Here is a 23662-nt window from a genome sequence, read left to right as displayed (position 1 = left end):
TGATCCGCTGTAGGATTTCCCGCTGAACGACCACGTCGAGCGCCGTCGTCGGTTCGTCCATAACGATCAGGCGCGGATTGAGCGCCAGGCAGATGGCGATGACGATGCGTTGGCGCATGCCGCCGGAAAACTGATGCGGATAGTCGCGCATGCGGTCGGGTGAAATATCGACAAGCTTGAGCATCTCGGCGGTGCGTTCGCGCGCTTGCGCGCGGGTGATGCGCTTGTGCGTCCTCAGCACGTCGTAGAACTGCTGCTCGATGCGCAACACCGGGTTCAGCGAGTTCATTGCGCTCTGGAACACCATCGCCACTTCGCGCCAGCGAAAGTCGGCCAGGTCCTTCTGGTCGAGATCGAGCACGTTGCGGCCGTCGAGCAGGATGGCGCTTTCCTTGCGGATCAGTGCCGGCGGTTTGTGCAGACGGCTGATGGCAAACGCGATCGTGCTCTTGCCGCAGCCGGATTCGCCGGCAAGGCCGAAGACTTCGCCGGGGGCAACGTCGAAGCTGACGTCGTCGACGGCGCGGAAGTCGTTGGTCTCGCCAATGTAGTCAATGGTCAGGTTTTTGACCGAAAGCAAAGGTGCGGTCACAGGCGGCCCTCCCCGGAGCGGATGAGTGCGGACCAGCGGCCGAGCCGGTTGCCGGTGCGAAGCCGCGGATTGGCGATCTCGTCGACGGCGAAGTTGAGCAGCGACAGGCCGATGCCGAGGAAGGCGAGCGCGAAGCAGGGCGTCAGGATGTCCCACCAGGCGCCGACCGAAAGGGCGGATGCCTTCTGCGCGCCATAGAGCATCGTGCCCCAGGAAACGACCTTGGGATCGCCGAGGCCAAGGAACTCCAGCGTCGCCTGGGTGATGATCGCGAAGATCACGCTGCCGATGAAGTTGATGCCGACGATCGAGATGAGGTTGGGGAAGATCTCGAAGCTCATGATGCGCCAGCGTGGCTCGCCCATCATCTCGGCGGATTTCACATAGTCCTTCTGCTTGACGGAGAGTGTCTCGGCGCGGGTGACGCGGGCGCCCCAGGCCCAGGAGGTGCAGCCGAGAATAAGTGCGATGACCCACGGGCTCGCCTGGCCAATGAAGGCTGCAAGGACCAGGAGAAGAGGCAGGTTCGGGACGACGAGAACCATGTTTGTGAAGAAGCTGATGACCTCGTCGGTCTTGCCGCCGCGATAGCCGGCGATAATGCCGAGCGCGGTGCCGACGGCAGTGATCAGAAGCCCGGCGCCGAAGCCGACGGCAAGCGAGGTGCGTGCGCCGTAGAGGAGACGGGTGAAGACGTCCTGGCCGATGCGCGTGGTGCCGAGCCAATGCTGAAGCGATGGCGCCTGGTGCGGGCGGCCGACGCGGGCGCTCGGGTCGTAGGAGGTCAGCAAGGGAGCGGCGATCGCGACAGCCAAGATGAAGGCGACGATCAGCACTCCGACCATGGCCTTGCGGTTATGAATGAGCGGGAAGGAGGAGGTCTTCATCTCAGGCCCTCTTCAGACGCGGGTCGAGCAGCACATAGCTGACATCGACGACGAAGTTGGCGACGAGCATGGTGGCGGTCATGATCAAGAGTTGTCCCTGGATGACGGGGTAATCGCGGGCGAGGATCGCCTGGTAGAGGATGTTGCCGAGGCCCGGATAGTTGAACACCACCTCGGTCACCAGCGAACCGCCAAGCACCGTGCCGATGGCGATCGCAAGGCTCGACACGGTCGGCAGCAGGGCATTGCGCGCGGCATACCAGAGCATGACGCGGGTATCGGAAAGGCCCTTGGCGCGGGCCATGACGATATAGTCTTCGCCGAGCAGGTTGATCATGTTGTTGCGCATGGTCACTGCGAAGCCGCCGGTCAGAACGGCACAGAGCGTCAGCATCGGCAGGATGCCGTGATAGAGCAGGCTGCCGATATATTCGAGCGTGAAGGCCGGATCGAGCGCCGGGTCGGCGGCATAGCCGGTCGGGAACCAGCCGAGCGTGAAGCCGAAGGTGAAAACGACGATCAGCGAGGTGACCACGGCCGGAACCGAGGTCGCGAAGATCGCGCCGACGGAAACGACGACGTCGAACGGGCTGCCGCGCCGCCAGGCCGCGAGAATGCCGAGGAAGGTGCCGAGCGCGAAGCTGACGATGGTGGCGGTTCCCATCAGACCGACGGTCCACACCAGCGCGTTGCCCAGAACCGTGGTCACCGGCAGCGGGAAATACTTGATCGAGCGGCCGAGATCGCCGCTGAAGATGCTGCCGAGATAGGTGAGGTACTGCTGCCAGAGCGGTCCATCGACGAAGCCGAAGGTCAGTTTCAGGGCCTGCAGGCTTTCGGGCGGCAATTCGGCGCCAGCGCTCGAAAACATGATCTGCACCGGATCGCCGGGCATCAGCCGCGGCAGGAAGAAATTGATCGTCGCCGCCGCAACGAAGGCCGCCAGATAGAAGCAGAGGCGGCGAAGCAGAAAGGCCATCGGGAACTCCATCGACTGCGGCTGCCGCAAGAGGGCGTCAGGCGGCAGGGCTGTCTTCTTGTCGCGGTCCGTTCCGGGTTGGAGACCGGACGAACCAAGGCGGGCGATCATCGCCCGCCGGGGATGCCGGATCCGGGCGTGGCGCACTCCTGCTAAATGGAGAGAACGCCACGCCTCAGATTCGGGTTACTTCACCGGCTCGAGTGCCAGCAGGTGCAGGAGACGCGCCGGGTTGTTGCGGGTGATCGACGGGTTGACGAAGGGGTTTTCCGCCGTCGCCCAGCCTTTGAAGCGCTTGGTGTTGTACTGGTACCAGTTCGGGTTGTTGAACACCGGCATGACAGGCATGTTCTCGGCAACGATGCGCTGCGCCTTGTTCATCGCTTCCTTCTGCTTGGCAGGATCGGCGGTCTGGGTGAACTCGGTCAGCAGTGCTTCGACTTCCGGATTGAACCAGCGCTGCGACGTGAAGCGGGTCTTGCCCTTGTCCGACGCGCTGAAGGCGCGCTTGTAGGGATAGTAGGGCGAGGCCGATGCCGGCAGGCTGTTGATCGCCGCGTCGAAGGTGCCGTTGATGAGGTTGCCGGTCCAGACCGCTTCCTCGGGCGTTTCGATCTTGGCGTCGAGGCCGACGGCCTGCAGGCCCTCGACGGCGATCGTCACGGTATCGATCCAGTCGGTCCAGGAGCTTGGAACGATGATCGAGAACGAGATCTTGCTGCCGTCGGGGTTGTCGCGGAAGCCGTCGCCGTCCTTGTCTGCATAGCCGGCCTCGTCGAGCAGCGCCTTGGCGGCATCGGCGTCGTACTTGCCGTACTTGCCGAAATCAGCCGCGACCGACGGATCGGCCCAGCTCTTGTAGAGCTCGCCCATGCCGGCCGGGTCTTCGTTGAGCGTCGGGTAGCCGTAGCCGGCGACGTCGACCATGGTGCCGCGGTCGAGCGCCATCGAGGCGGCGCGGCGGAACTTCACGTCGTTGAAGGCCTTGCGGTTGTTTTCGTTCGCGGTTTCCTGGTTGAACAGGAAGGCGACCATGCTGCTCGGCGAATACCAGAAATGGAAGTGCTCCGGATCCTTGGCGACGTAGACGTTCTCGATATCCGGAATGAAGGAGACGCCCCAGTCGAGCGTGCCCGACGCGGTCGCCGTCAGGATCTGGTTGTTGTCGGCGAGCTGCGGGAAGCGCACGCAATCGATCTTCAGCGTTGCGGCGTCCCAGTAATGCGGGTTGCGGCACTGGTCGTAGGTCTGGCCGGTGAAGCGCGGGATCTCGGTCAGCGGACCGCTGCCGACAGGCGTTTCGTTGGCGAAGGTCACCGGCTCGGCGACGTCCTTCCAGACGTGCTCGGGAACGATCGGCAGCTGCGCCAGCTGTTCGGCGGCGAGCGAGCTCGGATTGGCGAGGGTGAACCGTACGGTCTGGGCATCGACCGCTTCGACGCCGGTGATGAAGGTCCAGATGCTGACGAAATCGAGCGCCGGGAACTTCTTCAGGTAGTCGTAGGTGAACTTGACGTCGGTCGCCGTCAGCGGCTTGCCATCCGACCACTTCAGGTTCGCCCGCAGCTTGAACTCGATCGACTTCAGGTCGTCCGAGAGCTTGAAGCTCTCGGCCAAGCGGAAGACCGGTTTGTTGTCGTCGAAGCGATTGAAGACGACGAGCGGCTCATAGATGAAATCGAGCGTGCTCTGGCGCGCCGACGTCTGGTTGAACGGGTTGAAGTTGCGAACCCAGGTGGTCGCCGGCTCGATATTGGCCGTCAGCACGGTCTGTGCCGCGGCCGGGCCGGCGATGAGGGCGAGCGCTGTGGCTGCGCCGAGAAGCGATTTTTTCACGGTAGTTCCCCTTTTAGATCGCTGGGATTTCTTTTTTCGGTCAGGCGACGAGGGCGCTGTTGAACATGTCCTCGACTTCCGCATGCACGGCGCGCACGTCGACCTTCAGCGTGCCCAGGCGGGCTTTTCCGGCGTCGATGCGTTTCTGGGCGGCGGCGGTCAGCGGGCTCGCGGCCTTGGCTGCCGCTTCGCTTTCAGCGAGATCGCCGTGGCTGTGGAGCGCGATGTCGAAGCCGGCATCGAGCACCTGGCGAACGCGCTCCGGCAGGGTGCCGCGCAGCGATTCCATGAAGATGCAATCGGAGATGAGGACACCGTCATAGCCCATGTTGTTGCGGATGACGTCGTGCATGATCGGCGAGATCGACGCCGGCAGTTCCTTGTCGAAGGCCGAGTAGACGACGTGGGCGACCATCGCCCAGGGCGTGTCGCGCAGGGCAACGAAGGGCTTGAAGTCGGTGGATGTCAGCAATTCGCGCGAGGCGTCGACGACCGGGCGCTCCTTGTGTGAATCGAGCGTCGCGCGGCCGTGGCCGGGAATGTGCTTCATGATCGGCATGTTGCCGGTCTCGAGCAGGCCGTCGACCACTTCGCGGCCGAGTGCTGCAATGAAGTCCGGGTCGGCGCCGAAGGCGCGGGCGCCGATGACGGAGCTCGTCGTTGAGAAGACGAGGTCGAGCACCGGCGAGCAGCCGCTCGTCAGGCCAAGCTCGCTCATCATCGTGCCCATGGCCTGGCTCGACAGGCGCAGCGCCTTCTTGCCGAGGGCAAAATCGTGGCGTGCAAGTTCGGCGAATTCGCCGAAAGAACGGAACAGCGGCCAGGGACCGGCGTCGAGATGCTGGACGCGGCCGCCTTCCTGGTCGGTGAAGACGGGTGCATCTTCGCGGCCGACCGCTTCGCGGAAACGCTCGATCAGCACCTTCACCTGGCCGGGTTCGCGCAGGTTGCGGCGGCCGACGAAGAGGCCGAGCGGGTTGGTTTCGCGGAACAGCGCGAATTCGTCGTCCGACAGCGTGGGGTTCGGAAGGCCGACGAAGAGGGCAAGCGGGGTCGAGGACATTGGGAGGCTCCGATAAATGGAAATTACTTGGAAGGGCGACGCAGCATGCCCTGGTAGATCCCCTTGTCGGGGGCGGGGATCGGCACGGCGCCGACGGTCTTTGCGTAGAAATCGACGGGGCCCGCGTCGCCGATGAAGGCATAGGCGTGGCCGAGCGTCTTCATGGTGTCGAGGCAGCCGGATAGCAGGGCGACGCCGATGCCGTTGCCCCGGGCTACGGGATCGACGCCCGTCGGACCGAAGAAGCCTGGCGCCGTCGTGTCATAGCAGGCAAAGCCGACGAGCTTGCCGTCATCGACCGCGATGAGGCAGGCGACCGGTCGGCGTGTGAAGGCGACAGTCACCTCACTTGCCCAGTTTTCGCTGAAATTCTCGCGCACCCAGTCGACGACCAGGCCCATTTCCGGCGGCAAGGCGGGACGGATCGTCACCTTGTCGGTTTCGGTTCTGCGCTTGAGTTCACCGAGGATCGGCGAATACAAGCTCACCAGCATGTCAGGCATATGCTCCTCCACATATTCCCTTATTAAGGAATTGCTGCCTTTGTAATGCAATAGATGGAGCCAACCCGCCCGGCTTGTCAATCGCCAATCGTCAGTTTCGGGGCGCTATCTTCTTTTCGCGCCCTCAGACATCGGCTGATGAAGCGCCCCGGAGACCGCAGCAATGGGGGCGAAATCCGGTCTCTCTCGGTTGCGTGGCTGCGGCGGTGGGGGTGGAAGAGAGGCGGCTGGAAGAGAGAGCAGAGCGTGTCGCCCCTCGAAATTGCACGTTTGTACAACTTTGTTCTTGAGTTGTTCGAAATATATCTTGATTTACAAAAACACTAAGTATCGATATTCATGCGCTCATAAAGTGTACGCTTAAGAATAATTCTCCAATTTCGAGCGCGACCAAGTATTTCTTGAGAAGAAAAGTATCGTTTTCCTGCTTGTCGCCTGCATGGCTATTCTGCGGGACGCGTCAGAATGAACAGCGCGGGAAGCGCCATCGCCGCCGCAACGATGACGGCCAGCGTCAGGCTGGGATTGCCGAGAAAAAAGAAGAGGCCGAAGCTTGCGGCCATCAGGCCCACCGCTCCGGTTTTCGCGCGTTTGGAGATTGCTCCCCTTTCACGCCAGAGCCGCAGTGAAGTCCCGAAGACGCGATGGTTGAGCAGCCATTGCTCCAATCGTGGCGATGCGCGGGCGAAGAGCCCTGCCGCCAGAAGCAGGAACGGGGTCGTCGGCAGGACGGGTAGAAAAGCCCCGACGACACCCAGCCCAACCATCAGCCACGCCAGGCAAAGACAGAGGATGCGAAGGGCGGGATTCATGCGCTAGCTCCGGTGAGCGTCATGCTTCGGAAGTCTCGACCGACGCCGTCGTGGACGTTTCGCTCGGCGGCCAGCGGCGAAGCGCCTCGGCCCCCACCTCCGTCAGGGCGTAGATGCCACGGTCGATCCGCTCGAACCAGCCATAGACGTTGCTGAGCAGGATCTTGGCGGCATCGGGCGCCACGGCACGAAGGTCGCGTGGGCGTAGCTCACCGTTCTGCAGGGCCGCTGCACAGGCCAGGGCCTGCTGCCGATAGGCGGTCATGATTGGTGAGCGCGTGGCGCCGCCGGCGGTCGGATCACCCTTGCGGCGGCGGTGCTCGCTGATCAGGCGCGACCGCTTCCGGTTGTTCTTGCGTGGCAATATTGCGGAGGCCGCAAGAATGACGTCGACCATGCCGTTGTCGGCAACCGATAGCATGCCGAACCCAAGCCTGCGGCAAAGATCGCGGAAGCGGCGATCGCTTTCGCGCCCCTTCCCCTTGGCCGACACGCGGGCGGCGATCCACACCTCGTCGCCGGCAGTGGCGCGGTCTACGGCCTGCAAGATCAACTCGAGATTGAAGCTCAGCTTGAGCTCGCAGATGACGACGAGCGGCGGCTCGTCATCGCTGAGCGCAACCATATCGCAGCCGCCGATCTCGCCCTTGACGCTGTAGCCGCGGGTTTCGAGGAAGGTCTTGATCGGTTGATAGAGGGTCGTCTCCAAACCCGGGAATCCTGTTCTTGTCGAAATCGGGGAGGCTCAAGCAGTGAAACGTCGTTGTGAGCAGATAACCCCGATCACCGGACTTGTCATCACGTCGCAGCGACAAAGCGGGCTGACTTCATTGCTCTGCGGAGCCCGCCGATGCAGTAGCAACCTCGCTTCGTCCTAACCTTGTGTTGTGCTATGATGCTTGCATGGGCGTCCTCCTCGGAGGCGTCGGGCATGCGAGGTTTTGACGACGGATGTTGCGAATCCTCACGCTGTTGTTTGTTCTGATCTCGTCCTTCGCGTTTCCAGCTTCGTCGCGGGCCGAAAACGATCGGGTCGCCTTGGTGCTACATATCAACGGCGCCATTGGCCCGGCGACGGCCGAGTATGTCAGGCGCGGGCTGACGAAGGCAGAAGAGCGACGCCTTCCGCTGGTGGTTCTGCAGATGGATACGCCTGGCGGTCTCGACATCTCGATGCGTGAGATCATTCGCGCGATCCTCTCTTCCCCGGTGCCCGTGGCGAGCTACGTGGCGCCGAGCGGCGCGCGTGCAGCGAGCGCCGGCACCTATATCCTCTATGCCAGCCATATCGCAGCCATGGCGCCGGGTACGAACCTCGGCGCTGCGACGCCGATTGCGATCGGCGGCGACATGTTCGGTCAGGGTAAGGACGGCGATACCGGCAAGGACGGCGACAAACAGCCGCCGGCGCAGAGCGCTGCCGAGGCGAAAATGGTCAATGATGCCGTGGCCTATATCCGCGGGCTGGCGGAGTTGCGGGGGCGCAATGTCGATTGGGCCGAAAAGGCGGTGCGCGAGGCTGCGAGCCTCTCAGCCGAAGCGGCTGTTCAGGAAAAGGTCGTCGATTTTACCGCCAACACGATCGCCGATCTCTTGAAACAGGCAAACGGCAGGACCGTGCATGCGGGTCAGCGGGAGATCGTGCTCGATACGGCGGGACTTGCAACCGAAGACTTCGTGCCCGACTGGCGCACCCGGCTGCTTACGGTGATCACCGATCCCAATATCGCGGTCATTCTGATGATGATCGGCATCTATGGTCTGATCTTCGAGTTCCTGTCTCCGGGGTCGGTGGCGCCGGGCACGATCGGCGGTATCAGTCTGCTGCTCGGGCTCTACGCGCTCTCGGTGCTGCCTGTCAGCTTTGCCGGCATCGGGCTGATCCTGCTCGGGATCGGATTGATGGTCGCCGAGGCGCATTCGCCTTCCTTCGGCGTGCTCGGCGCCGGCGGCAGTTTCGCACTGGTCCTAGGCGCGGCCATCCTCTTCGACACGGATACGCCGGGTTTCGCGGTCTCCTGGTCCGTGCTGGCAGCGCTTGCGGTTGCAAGCCTCGGCTTCAGTCTTTTGGTCGCAAGGCTCGCTTTCAGCTCGCGCCGTCATGCGGTGGTGACCGGCGGCGAACAGATGATCGGCCTCGCCGGTACGGTCGATAGCTGGACGGGGGCCGGCGGCTACGTCTACGCCCACGGCGAGCGCTGGCAGGCCGTCAGCACGGAAACGCTGACGAGAGGCGAGAATGTGAAGGTCATCGGGCGGAACGGACTGACGCTCGAAGTGATCCGCGACGGGCAAAAGGCATAGCACTGCGGATCCGGTGAGGGCCCCGGTTAAAGCGCCCGGAATGGAGGAATGGTCATGGACATGTTCGGGAGCCTTGCTCCTTTTGCCGCGTTGCTGGTGCTTATCATTCTCGTCATCGCCTATTCGATCCGGATCCTGCGCGAATACGAGCGCGGCGTGGTTTTCACTCTTGGCCGGTTCACCGGCGTCAAGGGGCCGGGCTTGATACTGTTGGTGCCCTATGTGCAGCAGATGGTGCGGGTCGATCTCAGGACCCGGGTGCTGGACGTGCCGAGCCAGGACGTCATTTCCCATGACAACGTTTCGGTTCGCGTCAGCGCCGTAATCTATTTTCGGGTGATCGACGCCGAGAAATCGACGATCCAGGTCGAGGATTTCATGATGGCGACCAGCCAGTTGGCGCAGACCACCCTGCGTTCCGTGCTCGGCAAACATGATCTCGACGAGATGCTGGCCGAGCGCGACCGGTTGAACGACGATATTCAAAAGATCCTCGACAGCCAGACGGATGCGTGGGGCATCAAGGTGGCGACCGTGGAAATCAAGCATGTCGATATCAACGAGAGTATGGTCCGGGCGATTGCCCGCCAGGCCGAAGCGGAGCGCGAACGGCGCGCCAAGGTGATCAATGCCGAGGGCGAGCAGCAGGCGGCTACCAAGCTGCTCGAGGCCGCCGAGATCCTGTCGCGGCAGCCTCAGGCCATGCAGTTGCGCTATCTGAGCACGTTGAACGTCATTGCCGGCGAGAAGAACTCAACCGTCATCTTCCCGTTCCCGATGGAGCTCGGCGGTCTGCTGGGCTTCAAACCCGACAAGCCGACCGGCTCGACCCAGGGGTGATCAGGCTGCTGCCCGGTCAAGCTGGGCGACCTTCAGCAGGTCGTCGACGGCACCAGGAGCTGCCGCCAACACCGGTGCCCAATGCGTCAGCGCCTCGCCGCGCGTCGGGAAGGGCAGCGTCCAGCCGCCGGCTTCCGTCACCAGGCAATAGCCGCCAAGGCAGTCCCAGGCATGCATGTAGGGTTCGTAGTAACCGACGAGGCGACCTGCCGCCACATAGGCGATCATCAGTGCGCCGGAACCGTTGCGCATGAAGTTGCCGCCGTTCGAGAGCAAGCGCTCGACGATGGCGCCCATCTCGCCAGGTTTCACCTGATCGTTTGCGCCAAGCCCGGTGACGGCGTTGCGGATCGTGCGTGTGCCATCGAGACGAAGCGGTTTTCCGTTCAGCGTTGCGCCCTTGCCCGCTGCGGCGGCGTAGAGTTCCTGATGGCAGGGTGAATGGATCACGCCGATCACGGGCTTTTCCGCATACACGACGGCGATCGAGACGCACCAGTTAGGCATGCCGTTGACGAAGGGCGTGGTGCCGTCGATCGGATCGAGTACCCACGTGAATCCGGATGTGCCGTCGAGAAGACCGTGCTCCTCGCCGAGCACGCCATCGTCAGGAAACGCGGCGGCGATCTTGTCGCGGATCAGCGTCTCGACGTTGCGGTCGGCGATCGACACGACGTCGTGCGCGTCGCGCTTGGTTTCGATGACGAGCGTTTCACGCTTCAGGAAGTAGTCGAAGGCGAGCCGGCCGGCCTCCTCGGCCATGGATTTGGCAAGCGCGAACCGGGCGTCGAGGCCGGCAATTTCAGCAGTCATGCAAGTGTCCTTCTCGTATCCAGTTGTAAAAAGTCATGCGTCAATCAAAGCCAGGCCGCGGTTGCGAAAACCGATCGCGACCTCCGTTGCTGGAGATAGCATTTCCTCGACCGCCTGATCGACAACAAACAGGAGGCCGGTTGCCGTTTCGACCTCGTATTCGACATGGCCGCCGAGATAGGCGGCGCTGCTGATCGTGCCGGAAAGGGCAGCACCCTTGGCCGGCGTCAGCGTCACCGCATTCGGCCGCACCGCCAGCTTCGACGGGCCGGGACGCGCGTTCCGCGAGGGCAGGCGGTGTTCGAAGCCGCCGATGCGGATCGTTGCCTGACCGGCGTCAGCCGCTGTCACTTCGCAGGGCAGCACGTTGGCCTCGCCCATGAAGTCGGCGATGAAAGTGGAGGCGGGCGCCTCATAGAGGTCGCGCGGCGCGCCTTGCTGTGCGATCGCGCCATCCTTCATGACGATGATGCGATCGGAAACCGCAAGTGCCTCGTCCTGGTCGTGGGTGACGTAGACGGCGGTAAAGCCGAGGCGCTGCTGCAACTCGCGGATTTCGGTGCGCACCTTGCGGCGTAGCCGCGCGTCGAGGTTGGAGAGCGGCTCGTCGAGCAGCAGCACCTGCGGTTCGAGCACGAGCGCGCGGGCAACAGCGACGCGCTGCTGCTGGCCGCCCGAAAGTTCGGCCGGGAGCCGCTGGCCGAGACCGCCGAGGCCGACGAGCTGCAGGCCTTCCTCTGCACGCTCGCGGGCTTCCTTCTTCTTGATCCCCGAGGATTCCAGCCCGTAAGCGACATTGTCGAGCGCCGACATATGCGGGAACAGCGCATAGGACTGGAAGACCATGGAGACGTCGCGTTCGTTGGCCGGCAGCATGGTCACGTCCTTGCCGCCGATCAGGATCCGGCCGGCGGACGGGTGTTCGAGGCCTGCGAGCATGCGCAGCGTCGTCGTCTTGCCACAGCCGGAGGGGCCGAGCAGGGTCACGAGCGTACCCGGCTCGATGGTGAGCGACAGGTCGTGGATGGCGGTGAAGCTGCCGAACTGCTTGCGCACGTTCTGGAAGACGACCGAGCCGGTGCGCGGGGTGTTCGTGTGGGTGCTCATGCGGTTTTCTCCTGGGAGATGGTGTTGGACGAACGGGCCGGAGCGGCGCCGAGGACGCGGTTTTCGCGCCTCAGCTTGCGTTCGCCGACGAGGAGTTGCAGGCCGGTGATGACGGTGATCATCACCAGGATGAGGGCCGAGGAGTAGGCGATCGCCACGCCGAACTCGCCGTTTTCGACAAGGCCGACGATGTAGGCGGTTGCCATGTTGTATTCGGCGCTGACGAGGAAGACGACGGCGCTGATCGAGGTGATCGCCCGGACGAAGGAATAGACGAGGGCAGCGACGATGGCCGGCCTCAAAAGCGGCAGGATGACCTTGCGCAGCGTGCGGAAGCTCGTTGCCCGAAGTGTCAGCGATGCCTCGTCGAGGCTCTTGTCGAGCTGGCTCATGGCCGCAATCCCGCCGCGTACGCCGACCGGCATGTTGCGGAAGACAAAGCAGGCAACGAGGATCAGCGCCGTGCCGGTCATTTCGAGCGGCGGCAGGTTGAAGGCGATGATGTAGCTGATGCCGATGACCGTGCCGGGGATGGCGAAGCTCAGCATCAGTGCGAACTCGAAGACGCCGCGGCCGGCAAAGCGCTGGCGCACAATGAGATAGGCCGTGAGCAGCCCCACCAGCGCCGTCAACGGAGCTGCGATCAGCGAGATCTCCATGGTCGTCCAGAAGGAGTTCCAGGCAACGCCGGTCCAGGCGATCGCGCCGTCGGCAAAGGAGATCGAGAAGGCCTTGGCGTAGTGGTCGAGCGTCAGCGAATTGTCGAGGCCCCAGGTTTTCACGAACCCGCCGAAGAGGATCATGCCGTAGACGACGACGGTGAAGATCATCCAGGGGATGACGATCGCGTGGACGCCGATCGAGATGGAGCGTGGTAGTGCGCTGTGGGCACCGGAGTCACCCTTGCCGGTCACGGTCGAATAATTCTTGCCGGCGAGCCAGTAGCGCTGCGCCAGGAAGGCCGAAAGCGTGAAGCAGAGCAGGATGATTGCCAGAACCGCCGCGCGGGACGGATCGTTCTGCGCGCCGACGACGGCAAAGAAGATTTCGGTCGAGAGCACGCCGTGGCTGCCGCCGAGCACCAGCGGATTACCGAAATCTGCCATGCTTTCGATGAAGCCGATGAGGAAGGCGTTGGCGAGGCCGGGTTTCATCAGTGGCAGCGAAACGTTCCAGAAGGTGCGCCAGCGATCGGCGCGCAACGTCTGCGACGCTTCTTCCATCGACGGGCTGACGCCTTCGACGACACCGATCAGCACGAGGAAGGAGATCGGCGTGAAGGAAAGGACCTGAGCGATCCAGATGCCCGTCAGGCCATAGAGCCAGCGGCCGGGCTCGATACCAAAGGCGTCCGAGAGAAACTCGGTGACGACGCCGGCGCGGCCGAAGAGCAGGGTCAGCGCCAGGCCGATGACGAAGGGCGGCGTGATGATCGGCAGCACCGTCAGAAGCCGCATGCCCTTCTTGAAGGGGAAGCGGGTGCGGGTGGCGACAAGCGCGAAGGCAAGGCCGAGCAGCGTCGAGCCGGATGCGGTCATCAGCGCCAGCCACAGGGTTCGCCAGGCGACGCCGCAGCGGCCCTCGCCGACGACGCAGCTCAAACTCCAGATCGAGGCGTCCTGGATGTTGCGGATGAACCCGTCCGGCTTGAACGAACCATCGAAATCCTGGACGGACGCGGCAAACATGCTGCCGACCGGGTAGAAGACGAAGACGATCACGAGGGCAACGAGCAGGGAAATCGCCGCCACGATGAAGGCGTCGCCCTTCAGCACGCCGCGCTCGGCAAGTCCGAAGGCGAACATCAGAATGAAGGCAAGTGCCAGAAGCACGGAACCCGCGCCCATCGACGGCTGACCGTCCAAAAGTGGCCCGAACAGGGTCTCGCTGATCGTCCAGGTCCAGCCGGTGAAGCCGATCGCGAGCCCCTGGAGGGCGAGATAGAGGACGCCGGTTGCGCCAGCGATGGCAAGCAGAAGCCCGCGGTGGGCGGGATCGCGGACAAAGCGTGCTGCAGCGCAGATGCCGAGCAGCACCAGCGCCACGATCAGCCACGGCTTACCATGGGCGAAGATCTGCATCAGGCCGGGGGCAACGGCCGGATCTCCCGGGAAGTCGGCAAGCCAGCCGAGGCCGAAGAAGCCGCCTTCGATGCGATACCAGGGGACCGCCAAGAATGCGGCCAGTCCGAGCCCGAGCGTGAGGTCGAGCCTGCGGTTGCGATGTTCCATGACGGTCCTCGCGCAATTTGAAATGAAAGATGATGTGGCATCGCATCGCCGCGGCGCCTGCCGGAAGCGATGAACGACGGTTGGGACCGTTGGGCGGCGCGGCCGGATCGATCATCCGGCCGCGCCGTTCAGGTCGCTATCAGTTGGCGGTAGCGCCGACTTCGCGATCCCAACGCTCAAGCAGAGCCTTGCGCTTCTCGGCGTCGCCGAAGGTGGCGAAGTCGTAGTCGATCAGCTTGATGTCCTCGAACTTCGGTGCTTCCTTCGGCACTTCGGCCGACTTGTTGGACGGCAGCTGGAAGGACTTGGCGTCCTTCATGCGCGACTGGACCTCGGGCTTCAGCGCCCAGTCGTACCAGGCCTTGGCATTGTCCAGGTTCTTGGCGCCGCGGATGATCGACATCGAGCCGATCTCGTAGCCGGTGCCTTCGCAAGGCGCGATCGACTTGACCGGGAAGCCTTCGGCAGTCTGCGCCACTGCGTCGTGCATGAAGACAATGCCGAGGCCGGCTTCGCCGCGTGCGGCCGCCTTCACCGGCGCCGAGCCGGACTTGGTGTACTGCGCGATGTTGCCGTTGAGCTTCTTCAGATAATCGAAGGCCTGGTCCTCGCCCATGATCTGCACCAGCGAGGCAAGCGCGGTATAGGCGGTGCCGGAAGAATTCGGGTTGGCCATCTGGATCTCACCCTTCAGCGAGGCGTCGAGCAGGTCGGCCCAGCATTTCGGCTCTTTCAGGCCTTTCTTCGTGAAGATCTCGGTGTTGTAGCCCCAGCCGAGTGCGCCGGCATAAACACCGACGGTGCGATAGCCGGAGCCTTCAGCCTGCTTCTTCGCCCAATCCTGGAGCTGGTCCAGCATGGGCGACTTGTATTCGAGCGTCAGGCCGTCGGAGGCCGCCTGCAGATGCGGGTCGCCGGTGCCGGCCCACCAGATATCGGTCTTCGGGTTGCGCGCCTCCGCACGGATCTTGGCATAGGTCTCGCCCGAAGACAGGCGAACCATGTTGACCTTGATGCCGGTTTCCTTCTGGAAATCGCCGGTCATCTGCTCGCAGATCACCACGTCCGCGGAGCAGATGAGGTTGAGGCTGCCGGCAGCCTGGGCCGGCAGGGCGGTAAGCGCCGTCCCCGCGAAGAGCATGAGGGAAAGGGTTGTCGTTTTCATTGGGGCATCCTCCTGTTGCCTGTTTTGAAACTGGTCTGAACGAGACACGGCGCGGCCATCGGCCTGCCCACCGGGCGGCACGTTCACGATTTCGGTTTTGTGGTTTTGCCAGAGCGGGATAGGGGGAAGATCTGCGCGATCCTTCGCCTGCGTCCCGCTCCAGTTTATTCGGCGGTCAGTTCGTCGCGGCGATCTCCGCGTCGAACCTTTTGAGCAAGCGACTTCGTTCTTCCGGCGAGCCGAAGGTGGCGAAGTCGTAGTCCACCATTTTGATCATCGAGATATCAGGTGCGGCGAGCGGCAGGCTCGAGCGCGCATTGGACGGCACCTGGTTCTGGCCGGAGGCAGCACCCGTGCCCTGGCCTTCCGGACTGAGCGCGAAGTCGACGAAGCTTTTCGCCGCGTCCAGATGACGCGCGCCCTTGACGATGCTGACGGCGCCGATCTCATAGCCGGTCCCCTCGCAGGGGGCGACGATGACGAGCGGTGAGCCTGCCTGTTTTTGGGTGACGGCATCGTGCATGAACGAAATGCCGATCAGCGTTTCTCCGCGCGCTGCCGCTTTCACAGGCGCAGAACCGGCGGTCGTGTACTGGTCGATGTTGCGATTGAGCGCCACGAGGAAGCGGAAGGCTTCATCTTCGCCGAAGAGCTGAACCAGTGTCGCAAGCGTGGTAAAGGCGGTGCCGGAGGAGCTCGGGTTGCCGCTGCGGATGCGACCGCGATACGCCTTGTCGGCGAGGTCCTTCCAGCAGGTCGGCGCCGGCAACTTCAGTGCATGCAGAAGATCGGCGTTATAGGCGAAACCGAGCGCTCCGGCGTAGATGCCCGCCGATCGGCCGCCAGATATGGCGAAGAAGTTCTGAGCCCAGGGCAACATGTCGTGTTCATGCGCCGGCTGGTAGGGTTGAAGCAGGTTTTCGGATCCGGCCTGCAGATGGGTGTCGCCCGTGCCGCCCCACCAGACATCGACGGTCGGTGCATCTTTCTCGGCGCGCAACTGGTTGAGAATGTCGCCTGTGCTCCTGCGCGTCATCGAGATTTCGAGGCCGGACTTCGTTTCGAACGCCGTCTTCATCGTGGCGCACCACGCCTCGTCGACACCGCACAACACGGTGAGTGCCGGCGCCGTCAGGCCTGTGGTGGCGGTGCACAGCCACAGGGCCACGCCCGCACCGATAGCGGTAATGCCTCTCACGATGTCCTCCCATTTGGAACGCTTCCGTCCCAATCTCCGCAGTCAGGATGTCGATATTCCCCGCCTGTCGCAATCGGAGAATGGTTACCGTTCTTACAGCCTCGGGTGCTCCGCGCCGTTTCAAAATTACACAGATTACAAATATGACAAATCACATAATGTGAGCTGCTTTGAACATTGGAACGGCCCCGCCTATGATGGGGGCGGGAGGACGTGCATGCTGAGTGAGAGGATACGGATTCTGATCGTCGAGGACGATCCGGACATGGCGGAGCTCATTTCCGATCTGGTGGAAGCGGAGGGTTGGCAGCCGCTGACCGCGCCGTCGGCAGAGGCGGCAGCCAATGTTCTGGCGCGCGAGGCGGTGCATCTCGTGCTTGTCGACCATAACCTGCCGGGCACTTCGGGCCGCACTTTTGCGCAGCGGCTGCGGGCCCGAACCAATATCGGCATCGTCATGGTGACGGCGGCAGGCAGTGCTGCCGACCGGGTGCTGGGACTGGAGACGGCGGCGGACGATTATGTCGTCAAGCCGTTCGAGCCGATCGAACTGACGGCACGCATTAAGGCCGTTCTCCGACGGACCTATCCGTCGCTCAAGCCGGAGCGGGAAAGCGAACGCGAACACGAGCCGACATCGCTGAAACTCGGTGACTGGTCGATCGACCTCAGGAGCCGTCGGGCGGTTTGCCTGACCGATCCCTCGAGGTCGCTGACGAGCGCCGAGTTCGCGCTGCTCGAAATCCTGGCGGAGACGCCGAACATGCCCGTCGACCGCGCGCAGATCCTCGATCGTCTCGGCGCCGAAAGCGACCGCTACATCGACCGCAACGTCGATGTGCTCGTGCTGCGGCTCCGGCGCAAGATCGAACGCAACCCGGATCTGCCGCGCCACATCAAGACGCGGCGCGGCAAAGGCTACGTGCTCGATACCGACGATCGCGAGCCGAAGCCGTGATCATTCGCCCGTTTCTCTCGTCGATCGCCTTCCGGCTGCCCTTCGCGATCGTTTTCATCTGCGTGCTCGTCTTCGGCCTGGCGACCGTCGCGGTCTTCGGCCTGCAGCGCGCGCGAGACGAGATGGCGGCCTATGGGCTGCAGGCGTTTTCCAGCCTTGCGCGGGCTTCGCTCGTGTCGCGCCAGGTTTCCGACCTCGTGTCGAGCGCGCCGTTCCTGATGAACGCCACTTCGCCCTATCGGGTTTCGAGCGAAAGCCGCTCGGTGGTTGCCCAGGTCGATGCGCTGTTGCGCGCCATGGCGCCGCACAACGGCGATGCGGCCGTCAAAGGTTTTGCGAGCGCCCATATCATCGAACTCCTGGAGACGATCCGCACGCAGACGATGACGTTGGCGGGCGACGCGGAGTCGGCCCAGCAGCACAAGGCTGAAGCGGCCGCGGCGCTCGGCGAGATCGCGACCGGTAACGGCATGGCCGATGCAGACTTCCGTCGCCGGCTCAATGCGATCGTGCAATCGGCGTCCAATTCCGACAGCCTGTTTCAGCTCGGCGAGTTGCGCCGGCGCTACGTTGCAGAGACCTCGCCGCGCCTCGAACATGCCGCGCCTGACGTCCGCATTTCCGCAGCGGAGATTGCGCCCTATGAACGGGTGTTTGAAGCGCAGACCCGCTATCTCCTGGAAATGTTTGCCATTCGCGCCGCCGTCGCGCGGTTGCACACCGTCTCGCGTGACCTCTCGCATGCGACGGAAACACAGAGCGAGGCCGTCGCCCGCGCCCTCAACGACGATCTCGTTTCCACCTCCGACGCGCTTAGCCGCCTGCTCGTCATCGTCGCCGTTGCCGCACTTCTCGTGCTGGTCATGGCGATCTTCTCCATTCGTTCAGTCATGCGCGTGTCGCGCGGCATCGTCTCGCTGTCCAACGGCATGAATGCATTGGCCGAGGGCCGCCGGGACGTCGACCCACCGACCTACAAGGGATCGGAAACGGAGTTCGTCCAGCTGTTGGAGGCCTTCAGTGCGTTCCGCGAAAGCGTCGAGCGCGTGTCGCGGCTTCGCCGTACGGCGGAGGCGGCGGCGCGTACCATTCGCTCCACCTTCCGCAACATGAACGAGGGCATTGCACTCTTCGATCCGAGCGGCAGGCCGATCACGATGAACCGGCGTGTCATGGAGCTCGTCGGTTGGCCGGGTTCGGCGCGGAAGCTGCCGCTGCGCAACTTCGTGAGCCCGATGCCCGAGATCGATCCGGCGTTGCTGCCTGCCGATCGCGACGCGGGCACGCTTGGTGACCGGCTCGTGCTCAGGCATCGCTCCGACGCCGGCCGTGTGACGGAGGTCTCGCTGTCGCGGCAGCCGGATCGCGGCATCGTGCTGCTGGCGCGGGATGTCACCGACATGGATCGGCAGGAGGCCGAAGCGGCCAAGGCCCAACGCCTCGATGGCATCATGCGCATGACGCACCAGGTAAGCCACGAAGTCGGCAACATGATCGGCATCATCACCGGCAGTCTGGGGCTCCTGGAGCGGGATACGGGTTTCAACGATCGGCAGAAGCGCCACATCGCCCGCATCCGCAAGGCGGCCGATCGTGGACGTTCGCTTGCCTCGAGCATGTTGTCCATCGGCAGCCAGCACCCGATCCAGCCGGGCGCGCTGGAGGTTGGCGCGGTGTTGCGTGGGATGGCCGACGTGTTGGAAATCGCCGTCGGCGAGAAATGCCGCCTGGCCTTCGAGATCGCCGACGACCTGCCCAATGTGCATCTCGATGCCGCACTGTTCGAGCAGGCGATCCTCAATCTCTGCCTCAATGCCGCCGCCGCCATGCCGCTCGGCGGAACGATCCTCATCCGCGCCGTCAGCGCGGATGAGGATGTCGTCGTCTCCGTCACCGACGATGGCATCGGCATGTCGCCGGAAGCGGCGGACAAGGCGTTCGAGCCCTATTTCACCACGCGTGACGAGGAGGGTGGGGCCGGCCTCGGCCTCGCGGTCGTCTACGGCTTCGTCCGGCAAAGCGGAGGCGACGCCCGTATCCTCTCCCAGCCGGGGAGGGGAACGACCGTCGAGCTGGTTTTTCCGAGCTGAAACGGCTTCAAGAGTCGGTTGGCAGCCTATCGATTTCGCCGCCGCCAGAGCCGCTGGACGGCGGCATCGATGCGCTCGCCATTGTCGGTGAAGACAGACCAGAGCCAGGTCATCAGCCATAGCATTATCAGCCAGGCGAGCACGACGTCGGAGAGGAAGTGTGCGCCAAACACGATGCGGTTGAGTGAGAAGGCAAGGATCAACGGGATGAGAGCGACGATCGTCGCAAGGCGCCAATGAACAGGCAGAAGCAGGGCAAGCGCTATGAGGGCGATCGCTGTTGCGGACTCGCCAGAAGCAAAGGAGCAGCTGCGCGAGCAGGCGCTTGAGACCTGCCAGGCGGGCGTGAACGGCAGACTGCCGCCGAAGTCCGTGATGTCGTAGGGACGGGCGCGGCCGATCAGCCGCTTGAATGCCTGGATCAGGAGGCCCGGACCGAGAGCATAGAATGTAAGGAAGAACAGTGCCTTGTGCGGACGCAATAACCGCGGACGCGGTGTGAGTGCCTGAACGACCAATAGGGACAGGACGCAGGGCAGGATGAAATACGGCAGGAGGCGATTGAAGTCGCGAAGTGCGCGCAGCGCGGGCTCGCGGGAAAGCGGAAAGTCACCCGCTGCGGAGGCCGCCCAGCGCGAGACGACGAGGTCCATGCCGGGAAAGGCCATGAAGACGAAAGCCGCGCAAATGGTCAGCGCGCCGGCAACGGCGATCGGCTGATCCTCCATGCGGGCACGGGCTAGCCCGGCGCATAGACCCGGGCTGGCGCGCAACCGTCGGATGCCGTTTGCAGATATTGCCGTGGATTGAAAAAGGCTAGACATGCCGGTCGCTCGCAGTTTGTCGGTGTGTGCGGGCCGGACATTTGCTCCGCTCTGTCAAGGGTAAGCGAAGGATCAGGGAGCTCTTGGCGCGCGGGGCAAAAGGGTTGTCGAATACACCTTTTGGTTGATCGTGTGCGGCGATCGCCGATGGGCATCCCTTGCGCTCCGGTGCCGATTGTCAAGAAATGGCGGAGATTTGTCGGGGGCTCTATCCGGAAGGCCGCCGAAGCGGCCACGGCGCTGCCCGGACGAATTGCATGTCTGTTCCATTCGTCCCATAAGCTGCTGATCACAACATCGGGCCAGGGAGTTGGTTTATGGTCGACAAGGGTCTCATCCTTCTGGCGGAGGACGAGCCGGAGATAGCGCAGATCCTGGACGCCTATCTCGTGCGGGATGGCTTCCGGACGGTGCGCGCCGCCGACGGTGAAACGGCACTGACGCATCATGCGGTGCTGTCGCCAGACCTGGTCCTGCTCGACGTGCGCATGCCGAAGCTCGATGGCTTCGAGGTCCTTGCCCGCCTGCGCCGCGAAGGCAACACGCCGGTTATCATGGTTACGGCGCTCGCCGAGGACCTCGACCGGCTGGCCGGCCTGAGGCTCGGGGCCGACGACTATGTGGTCAAGCCGTTCAACCCGCAGGAGGTGGTGGCGCGCGTCAACGCCGTACTTCGGCGCACCCGCAACGGCGCCGGCGCGACGGTGCTGCGCTTCGAAAACGTGGAGGTCGATCTCGACGCCCACGTCGCCTTCGTCGAAAAAAGCGGTCGCCGCCATTCGGTGCCGCTGACGCTCAGCGAATTCCGCATCCTCGCCCACATGATCCGCCGGCCGACACATGCCTTCGACCGCGCCGATATCCTCGACGCCTGCCTGCCGGACAGCGACGCGCTGGCTCGCACGGTCGATACCCACATCGCCAATCTCAGGCGCAAGCTTGAGGATCTCGGCGCCAGCGGTTTCTTCAGTGCTGTTCGCGGTGTCGGCTATCGCTTCGTGGAGCCAAGATGAAGATCAGCCTCTCGCGCCTGCCGCTCGGCATCCTCACGGCCCTGGTGACGATCGTCCTGCTCATCATCAGCGTGTTCATCATCTATGCCGGCGTCGACTACATGGAGCCGCGTCTGGAGGCGAGACTGCTGGAGCGGATGCCGCCCGAGGCGGCCCAGGCCTATACCGATTTCAATGCCGGCAAGCTGCCGAGCCAGGAATCGCTGCAGAAATTGCTCTCGACCATGCCGGAACTCGAGGAGTGGGCCAACTGGGAGGTGGACAAGATCATTCTCGGCTTCGGAATGACTGCGGTGACCTTTTGCGGGCTCGTCGGCTATTGGCTGGCGCGCAAGATCAGCCGTCCGCTCGAGGTGCTGGCGCAGGCGACGCAGAACCTTAGGGCGGGCGATTTCGCCGTGCGTGTCGGATCGATCCGCAAGGGTGCCAAGGAGGTGGCAACGCTCGTGAAGACCTTTGACGAACTGGCGGCCGAGCTTGAGAACATGGAGAACAGGTTGCGTTTCAACACGATGGCGGTGGCCCACGAGTTGCGCACGCCGCTGACGATCCTGCAGGGCAATCTTCAGGGGATGGCCGACGGCGTCTTTCCCCTGGAACAGCAGAGGGTGCAGCAACTGTTGCTGCAGGTTGAGGGGCTTTCGGCCTTGGTCGAGGACTTGCGGACCCTGTCGCTCGCTGCGGGCCAGAAACTGGTCACGCAGTGTCAATCGGTCGATCTCGCTGCCGAGGCTACCCAGGTTCTCGGAGCGTCCTGCACCTTGCTCGGATCCGCCGGCATGTCGGTCGAGACGGCGCTGGAGCCGGTGCGGGTCTCAGGAGATTCGCAGCGCCTGCGTCAGGCGCTGCTGGCGCTGATCGAGAACGCCACACGCTACGCTGCAAGTGGCGGCGTGCTGCGGTGTGAGACTGGACGCCGCGGCACGGATGAAGCCTTCATCCGATTGCTGGATCGCGGTCCCGGGCTGCCGGACGATGTTTCGACCCACTCGATCGATCTTTTCTGGCGTGGCGATGCCTCGCGCTCGCGGGCGACAGGCGGTACCGGCCTCGGCCTTTCCGTCGTTCAGGCGATCGCCAAGGCGCATGGCGGACGGCTGGAATTCGCATCCCGGGCCGGTGGCGGTGCCGTCATCACCATCGTCCTGCCGCGCGCCATTCCGGCTTGAGGGCCGGCGTGGCAGGCTGTTTCTTGGTGCCGTGAGCGAAAGCGCGCCGGTTTCTGCGGAGGCTGCGTCAGGCTCGCAGGTTCTGCGCTCAATTGCCGACTGCTTCTCCGCAAATCCTTGACAGTCCCCGGGCAAACCCAGGCTGGCCGAACCAGTCGGCGAGTTTGCTCTCAAGGATTGCACCATGTCCCTGGAAATCAGGCAGGAATACAGCGCGGATCTGCGGTTGCCCGTTCAAGACAGCACGACCTTCGGCGGCGAGCCGCTATCGTCTCCGGGGCGCTCGCTCCCCGGAACGATCGTCAGAGAGCGGCCGCGCGCCAAAGTATCGATCCTGAGCCACGTCCTGAAGCTCGGCCTCAGGGTGAGCCTGAAACGGGCCATCGTCTTTTCGATGCGGTTTGTACGCCACCCCGCGCTTACGACACGCTGGATCGCCTTTCTCGGCGAGTTCGGTGAGCGCTATCGCTTGGGGCTGCCGCATGATGATCTCGTGCGCAAATCGATCCCCACCTTCTTCCTGCACGGCGCGTCTTCGGGGCAGCGGCTCGATCTGCTGCTCAATCATTTCGATGTGGCGAGCGAGGTCTTGTCGCGCCGCTCGCTGATGGCGCTCTGGCGCGGGGGCACACTGGAGATGGGAACGGTTTCCGGTCGCAGCGAGAACTATCGCATCCAACTGCAGTTGGCAGACCATTGCGGTGCCCGCCACGAGGGCGCCTTCGCGATCAGGCTTCGCCGTCAGAGCGACGACTATGCGCTCTGCACGGTCGGCTTCATCTTCGTGCGTAGCGGTGAGGATACCTACAGCCTTGCGATTGGCGGCATGCAGGGGCCGAAGGGCGAAGATGCGAAACGAGCGCTGATCACCGCAACGCGCGATCTCGGCGGTCTGCGCCCCAAGGATGCGGCACTGCTCGTTCTCCAGGGGTTGGTGGCGGAGGGGCACGCGGCCCTTATCCATGCGGTTTCGAACGAAAAGCATGTGATCAACCGTCGTCGCCTCAAACGGCGCAAGATGATGAGGGCCGATCTCGACAGCTATTGGTACGATCGCGGCGGGGTACCGTCCGAGCCCTTCGGCTTCTGTCTCCCGATTGCAGACGGCAAGGCCGCGCCCGAGGGCAACCGGCGCGACCAGAGCAAGAGGGCGTTTCGCGATATCGGCGCATGGTTCTACTGATGCTAACTGCGTGCCCGCGGGGCATGCGCCAGCTTTCCACGGCAACGGTCGCAACGTAGGGTGGCGTCTTTCGAATCAAGTATATTTTGGAGATT

21 protein-coding genes are annotated in these 23662 nt (G+C 63.5%); 7 read left to right on the top strand and 14 right to left on the bottom strand.

The features are described 5' to 3' along the window. The 8 genes from I8N66_RS22655 to I8N66_RS22620 all read right to left on the bottom strand — a co-directional run. On the bottom strand, positions 1 to 592 hold a 592-nt coding region (locus tag I8N66_RS22655; protein WP_291158095.1), incomplete at its 3' end, for an ABC transporter ATP-binding protein. Continuing rightward, positions 589 to 1479, bottom strand: coding sequence for an ABC transporter permease (locus tag I8N66_RS22650; RefSeq protein WP_291158092.1), 891 nt, complete (start codon positions 1477 to 1479; stop codon positions 589 to 591). The genes I8N66_RS22650 and I8N66_RS22655, both read right to left, overlap by 4 nt. Position 1480: 1 nt before the next feature. Next, positions 1481 to 2458 (bottom strand): ABC transporter permease, encoded by a 978-nt coding sequence (locus I8N66_RS22645; protein WP_291158107.1) that lies wholly within the window; start codon positions 2456 to 2458, stop codon positions 1481 to 1483. Positions 2459 to 2644: 186 nt separating this feature from the next. Continuing rightward, a complete protein-coding gene (locus tag I8N66_RS22640; RefSeq protein ID WP_291158089.1) occupies positions 2645 to 4294 on the bottom strand; it encodes an ABC transporter substrate-binding protein in 1650 nt (549 codons plus the stop codon). A gap of 40 nt (positions 4295 to 4334) precedes the next feature. Beyond that, positions 4335 to 5357 carry a glycoside hydrolase family 3 N-terminal domain-containing protein gene (locus I8N66_RS22635; RefSeq protein ID WP_291158087.1) on the bottom strand — a complete coding sequence of 341 codons (1023 nt, stop codon included), beginning with the start codon at positions 5355 to 5357 and terminating at the stop codon, positions 4335 to 4337. A gap of 23 nt (positions 5358 to 5380) precedes the next feature. Then, positions 5381 to 5860, bottom strand: coding sequence for a GNAT family N-acetyltransferase (locus I8N66_RS22630; RefSeq protein WP_291158084.1), 480 nt, complete (start codon positions 5858 to 5860; stop codon positions 5381 to 5383). 443 nt (positions 5861 to 6303) lie between these two features. Continuing rightward, positions 6304 to 6672: a YbaN family protein gene (locus I8N66_RS22625; protein WP_113538551.1), complete on the bottom strand. Its 369-nt coding sequence runs from the start codon at positions 6670 to 6672 to the stop codon at positions 6304 to 6306. A 19-nt stretch (positions 6673 to 6691) separates the two neighbouring features. Beyond that, positions 6692 to 7381, bottom strand: coding sequence for a DUF2161 family putative PD-(D/E)XK-type phosphodiesterase (locus tag I8N66_RS22620; protein WP_291158080.1), 690 nt, complete (start codon positions 7379 to 7381; stop codon positions 6692 to 6694). 242 nt (positions 7382 to 7623) lie between these two features. Here I8N66_RS22620 and I8N66_RS22615 point away from each other — a divergent pair, with 242 nt between their 5' ends. Beyond that, on the top strand, positions 7624 to 8976 hold the full coding sequence (locus I8N66_RS22615) for a nodulation protein NfeD (protein WP_291158076.1): 1353 nt from the start codon (positions 7624 to 7626) through the stop codon (positions 8974 to 8976). 54 nt (positions 8977 to 9030) lie between these two features. Further along, a complete protein-coding gene (locus I8N66_RS22610; protein ID WP_113538554.1) occupies positions 9031 to 9816 on the top strand; it encodes a slipin family protein in 786 nt (261 codons plus the stop codon). Here the strand turns inward: I8N66_RS22610 and I8N66_RS22605 are convergent, their stop codons facing one another. The 5 genes from I8N66_RS22605 to I8N66_RS22585 form a co-directional block, all read right to left on the bottom strand. Further along, complete coding sequence (locus I8N66_RS22605; protein WP_291158073.1) at positions 9817 to 10629, bottom strand: inositol monophosphatase; 813 nt, start codon at positions 10627 to 10629, stop codon at positions 9817 to 9819. Between the two features lie 33 nt (positions 10630 to 10662). Then, positions 10663 to 11736: an ABC transporter ATP-binding protein gene (locus I8N66_RS22600; RefSeq protein WP_291158071.1), complete on the bottom strand. Its 1074-nt coding sequence runs from the start codon at positions 11734 to 11736 to the stop codon at positions 10663 to 10665. Beyond that, positions 11733 to 13967, bottom strand: coding sequence for an iron ABC transporter permease (locus I8N66_RS22595; RefSeq protein WP_291158069.1), 2235 nt, complete (start codon positions 13965 to 13967; stop codon positions 11733 to 11735). Before I8N66_RS22595 ends, I8N66_RS22600 begins: the two co-directional genes overlap by 4 nt. Positions 13968 to 14106: 139 nt before the next feature. After that, the gene (locus tag I8N66_RS22590) at positions 14107 to 15132 is read right to left on the bottom strand and encodes an ABC transporter substrate-binding protein (protein ID WP_113538557.1); all 1026 of its coding nucleotides are present in this window, start codon (positions 15130 to 15132) and stop codon (positions 14107 to 14109) included. 175 nt (positions 15133 to 15307) lie between these two features. Then, on the bottom strand, positions 15308 to 16330 hold the full coding sequence (locus tag I8N66_RS22585) for an ABC transporter substrate-binding protein (RefSeq protein ID WP_291158066.1): 1023 nt from the start codon (positions 16328 to 16330) through the stop codon (positions 15308 to 15310). Positions 16331 to 16547: 217 nt separating this feature from the next. Between I8N66_RS22585 and I8N66_RS22580 the strand changes: the two genes are divergently transcribed. Both I8N66_RS22580 and I8N66_RS22575 read left to right on the top strand, forming a co-directional pair. Further along, entirely contained in the window at positions 16548 to 17288 is a 741-nt protein-coding gene (locus I8N66_RS22580; RefSeq protein WP_291158062.1) for a response regulator transcription factor, read from the top strand. Then, positions 17285 to 19378: an ATP-binding protein gene (locus I8N66_RS22575; protein ID WP_291158059.1), complete on the top strand. Its 2094-nt coding sequence runs from the start codon at positions 17285 to 17287 to the stop codon at positions 19376 to 19378. The genes I8N66_RS22580 and I8N66_RS22575 overlap by 4 nt, the downstream gene beginning before the upstream one ends. 26 nt (positions 19379 to 19404) lie before the next feature. Here I8N66_RS22575 and I8N66_RS22570 read toward each other — a convergent pair whose 3' ends face one another. Continuing rightward, positions 19405 to 20202: a phosphatase PAP2 family protein gene (locus I8N66_RS22570; RefSeq protein WP_291158057.1), complete on the bottom strand. Its 798-nt coding sequence runs from the start codon at positions 20200 to 20202 to the stop codon at positions 19405 to 19407. A gap of 317 nt (positions 20203 to 20519) precedes the next feature. Between I8N66_RS22570 and I8N66_RS22565 the strand changes: the two genes are divergently transcribed. The 3 genes from I8N66_RS22565 to I8N66_RS22555 all read left to right on the top strand — a co-directional run bounded on the left by I8N66_RS22565 (position 20520) and on the right by I8N66_RS22555 (position 23567). After that, complete coding sequence (locus I8N66_RS22565) at positions 20520 to 21215, top strand: response regulator (protein WP_113538562.1); 696 nt, start codon at positions 20520 to 20522, stop codon at positions 21213 to 21215. After that, positions 21212 to 22384: an ATP-binding protein gene (locus I8N66_RS22560; RefSeq protein ID WP_113538563.1), complete on the top strand. Its 1173-nt coding sequence runs from the start codon at positions 21212 to 21214 to the stop codon at positions 22382 to 22384. Before I8N66_RS22565 ends, I8N66_RS22560 begins: the two co-directional genes overlap by 4 nt. 184 nt (positions 22385 to 22568) lie before the next feature. Beyond that, a complete protein-coding gene (locus I8N66_RS22555) occupies positions 22569 to 23567 on the top strand; it encodes a DUF535 family protein (RefSeq protein WP_291158053.1) in 999 nt (332 codons plus the stop codon). Positions 23568 to 23662 lie beyond the last annotated feature (95 nt).

Origin of the sequence: Ensifer sp. SSB1, assembly GCF_016652895.1 — a bacterium.
In the GTDB taxonomy this organism is placed as follows: Bacteria; Pseudomonadota; Alphaproteobacteria; order Rhizobiales; family Rhizobiaceae; genus Ensifer.
Note: the sequence above shows the minus strand (reverse complement) of the source record. Positions and strands in the feature narration are given on the sequence as shown.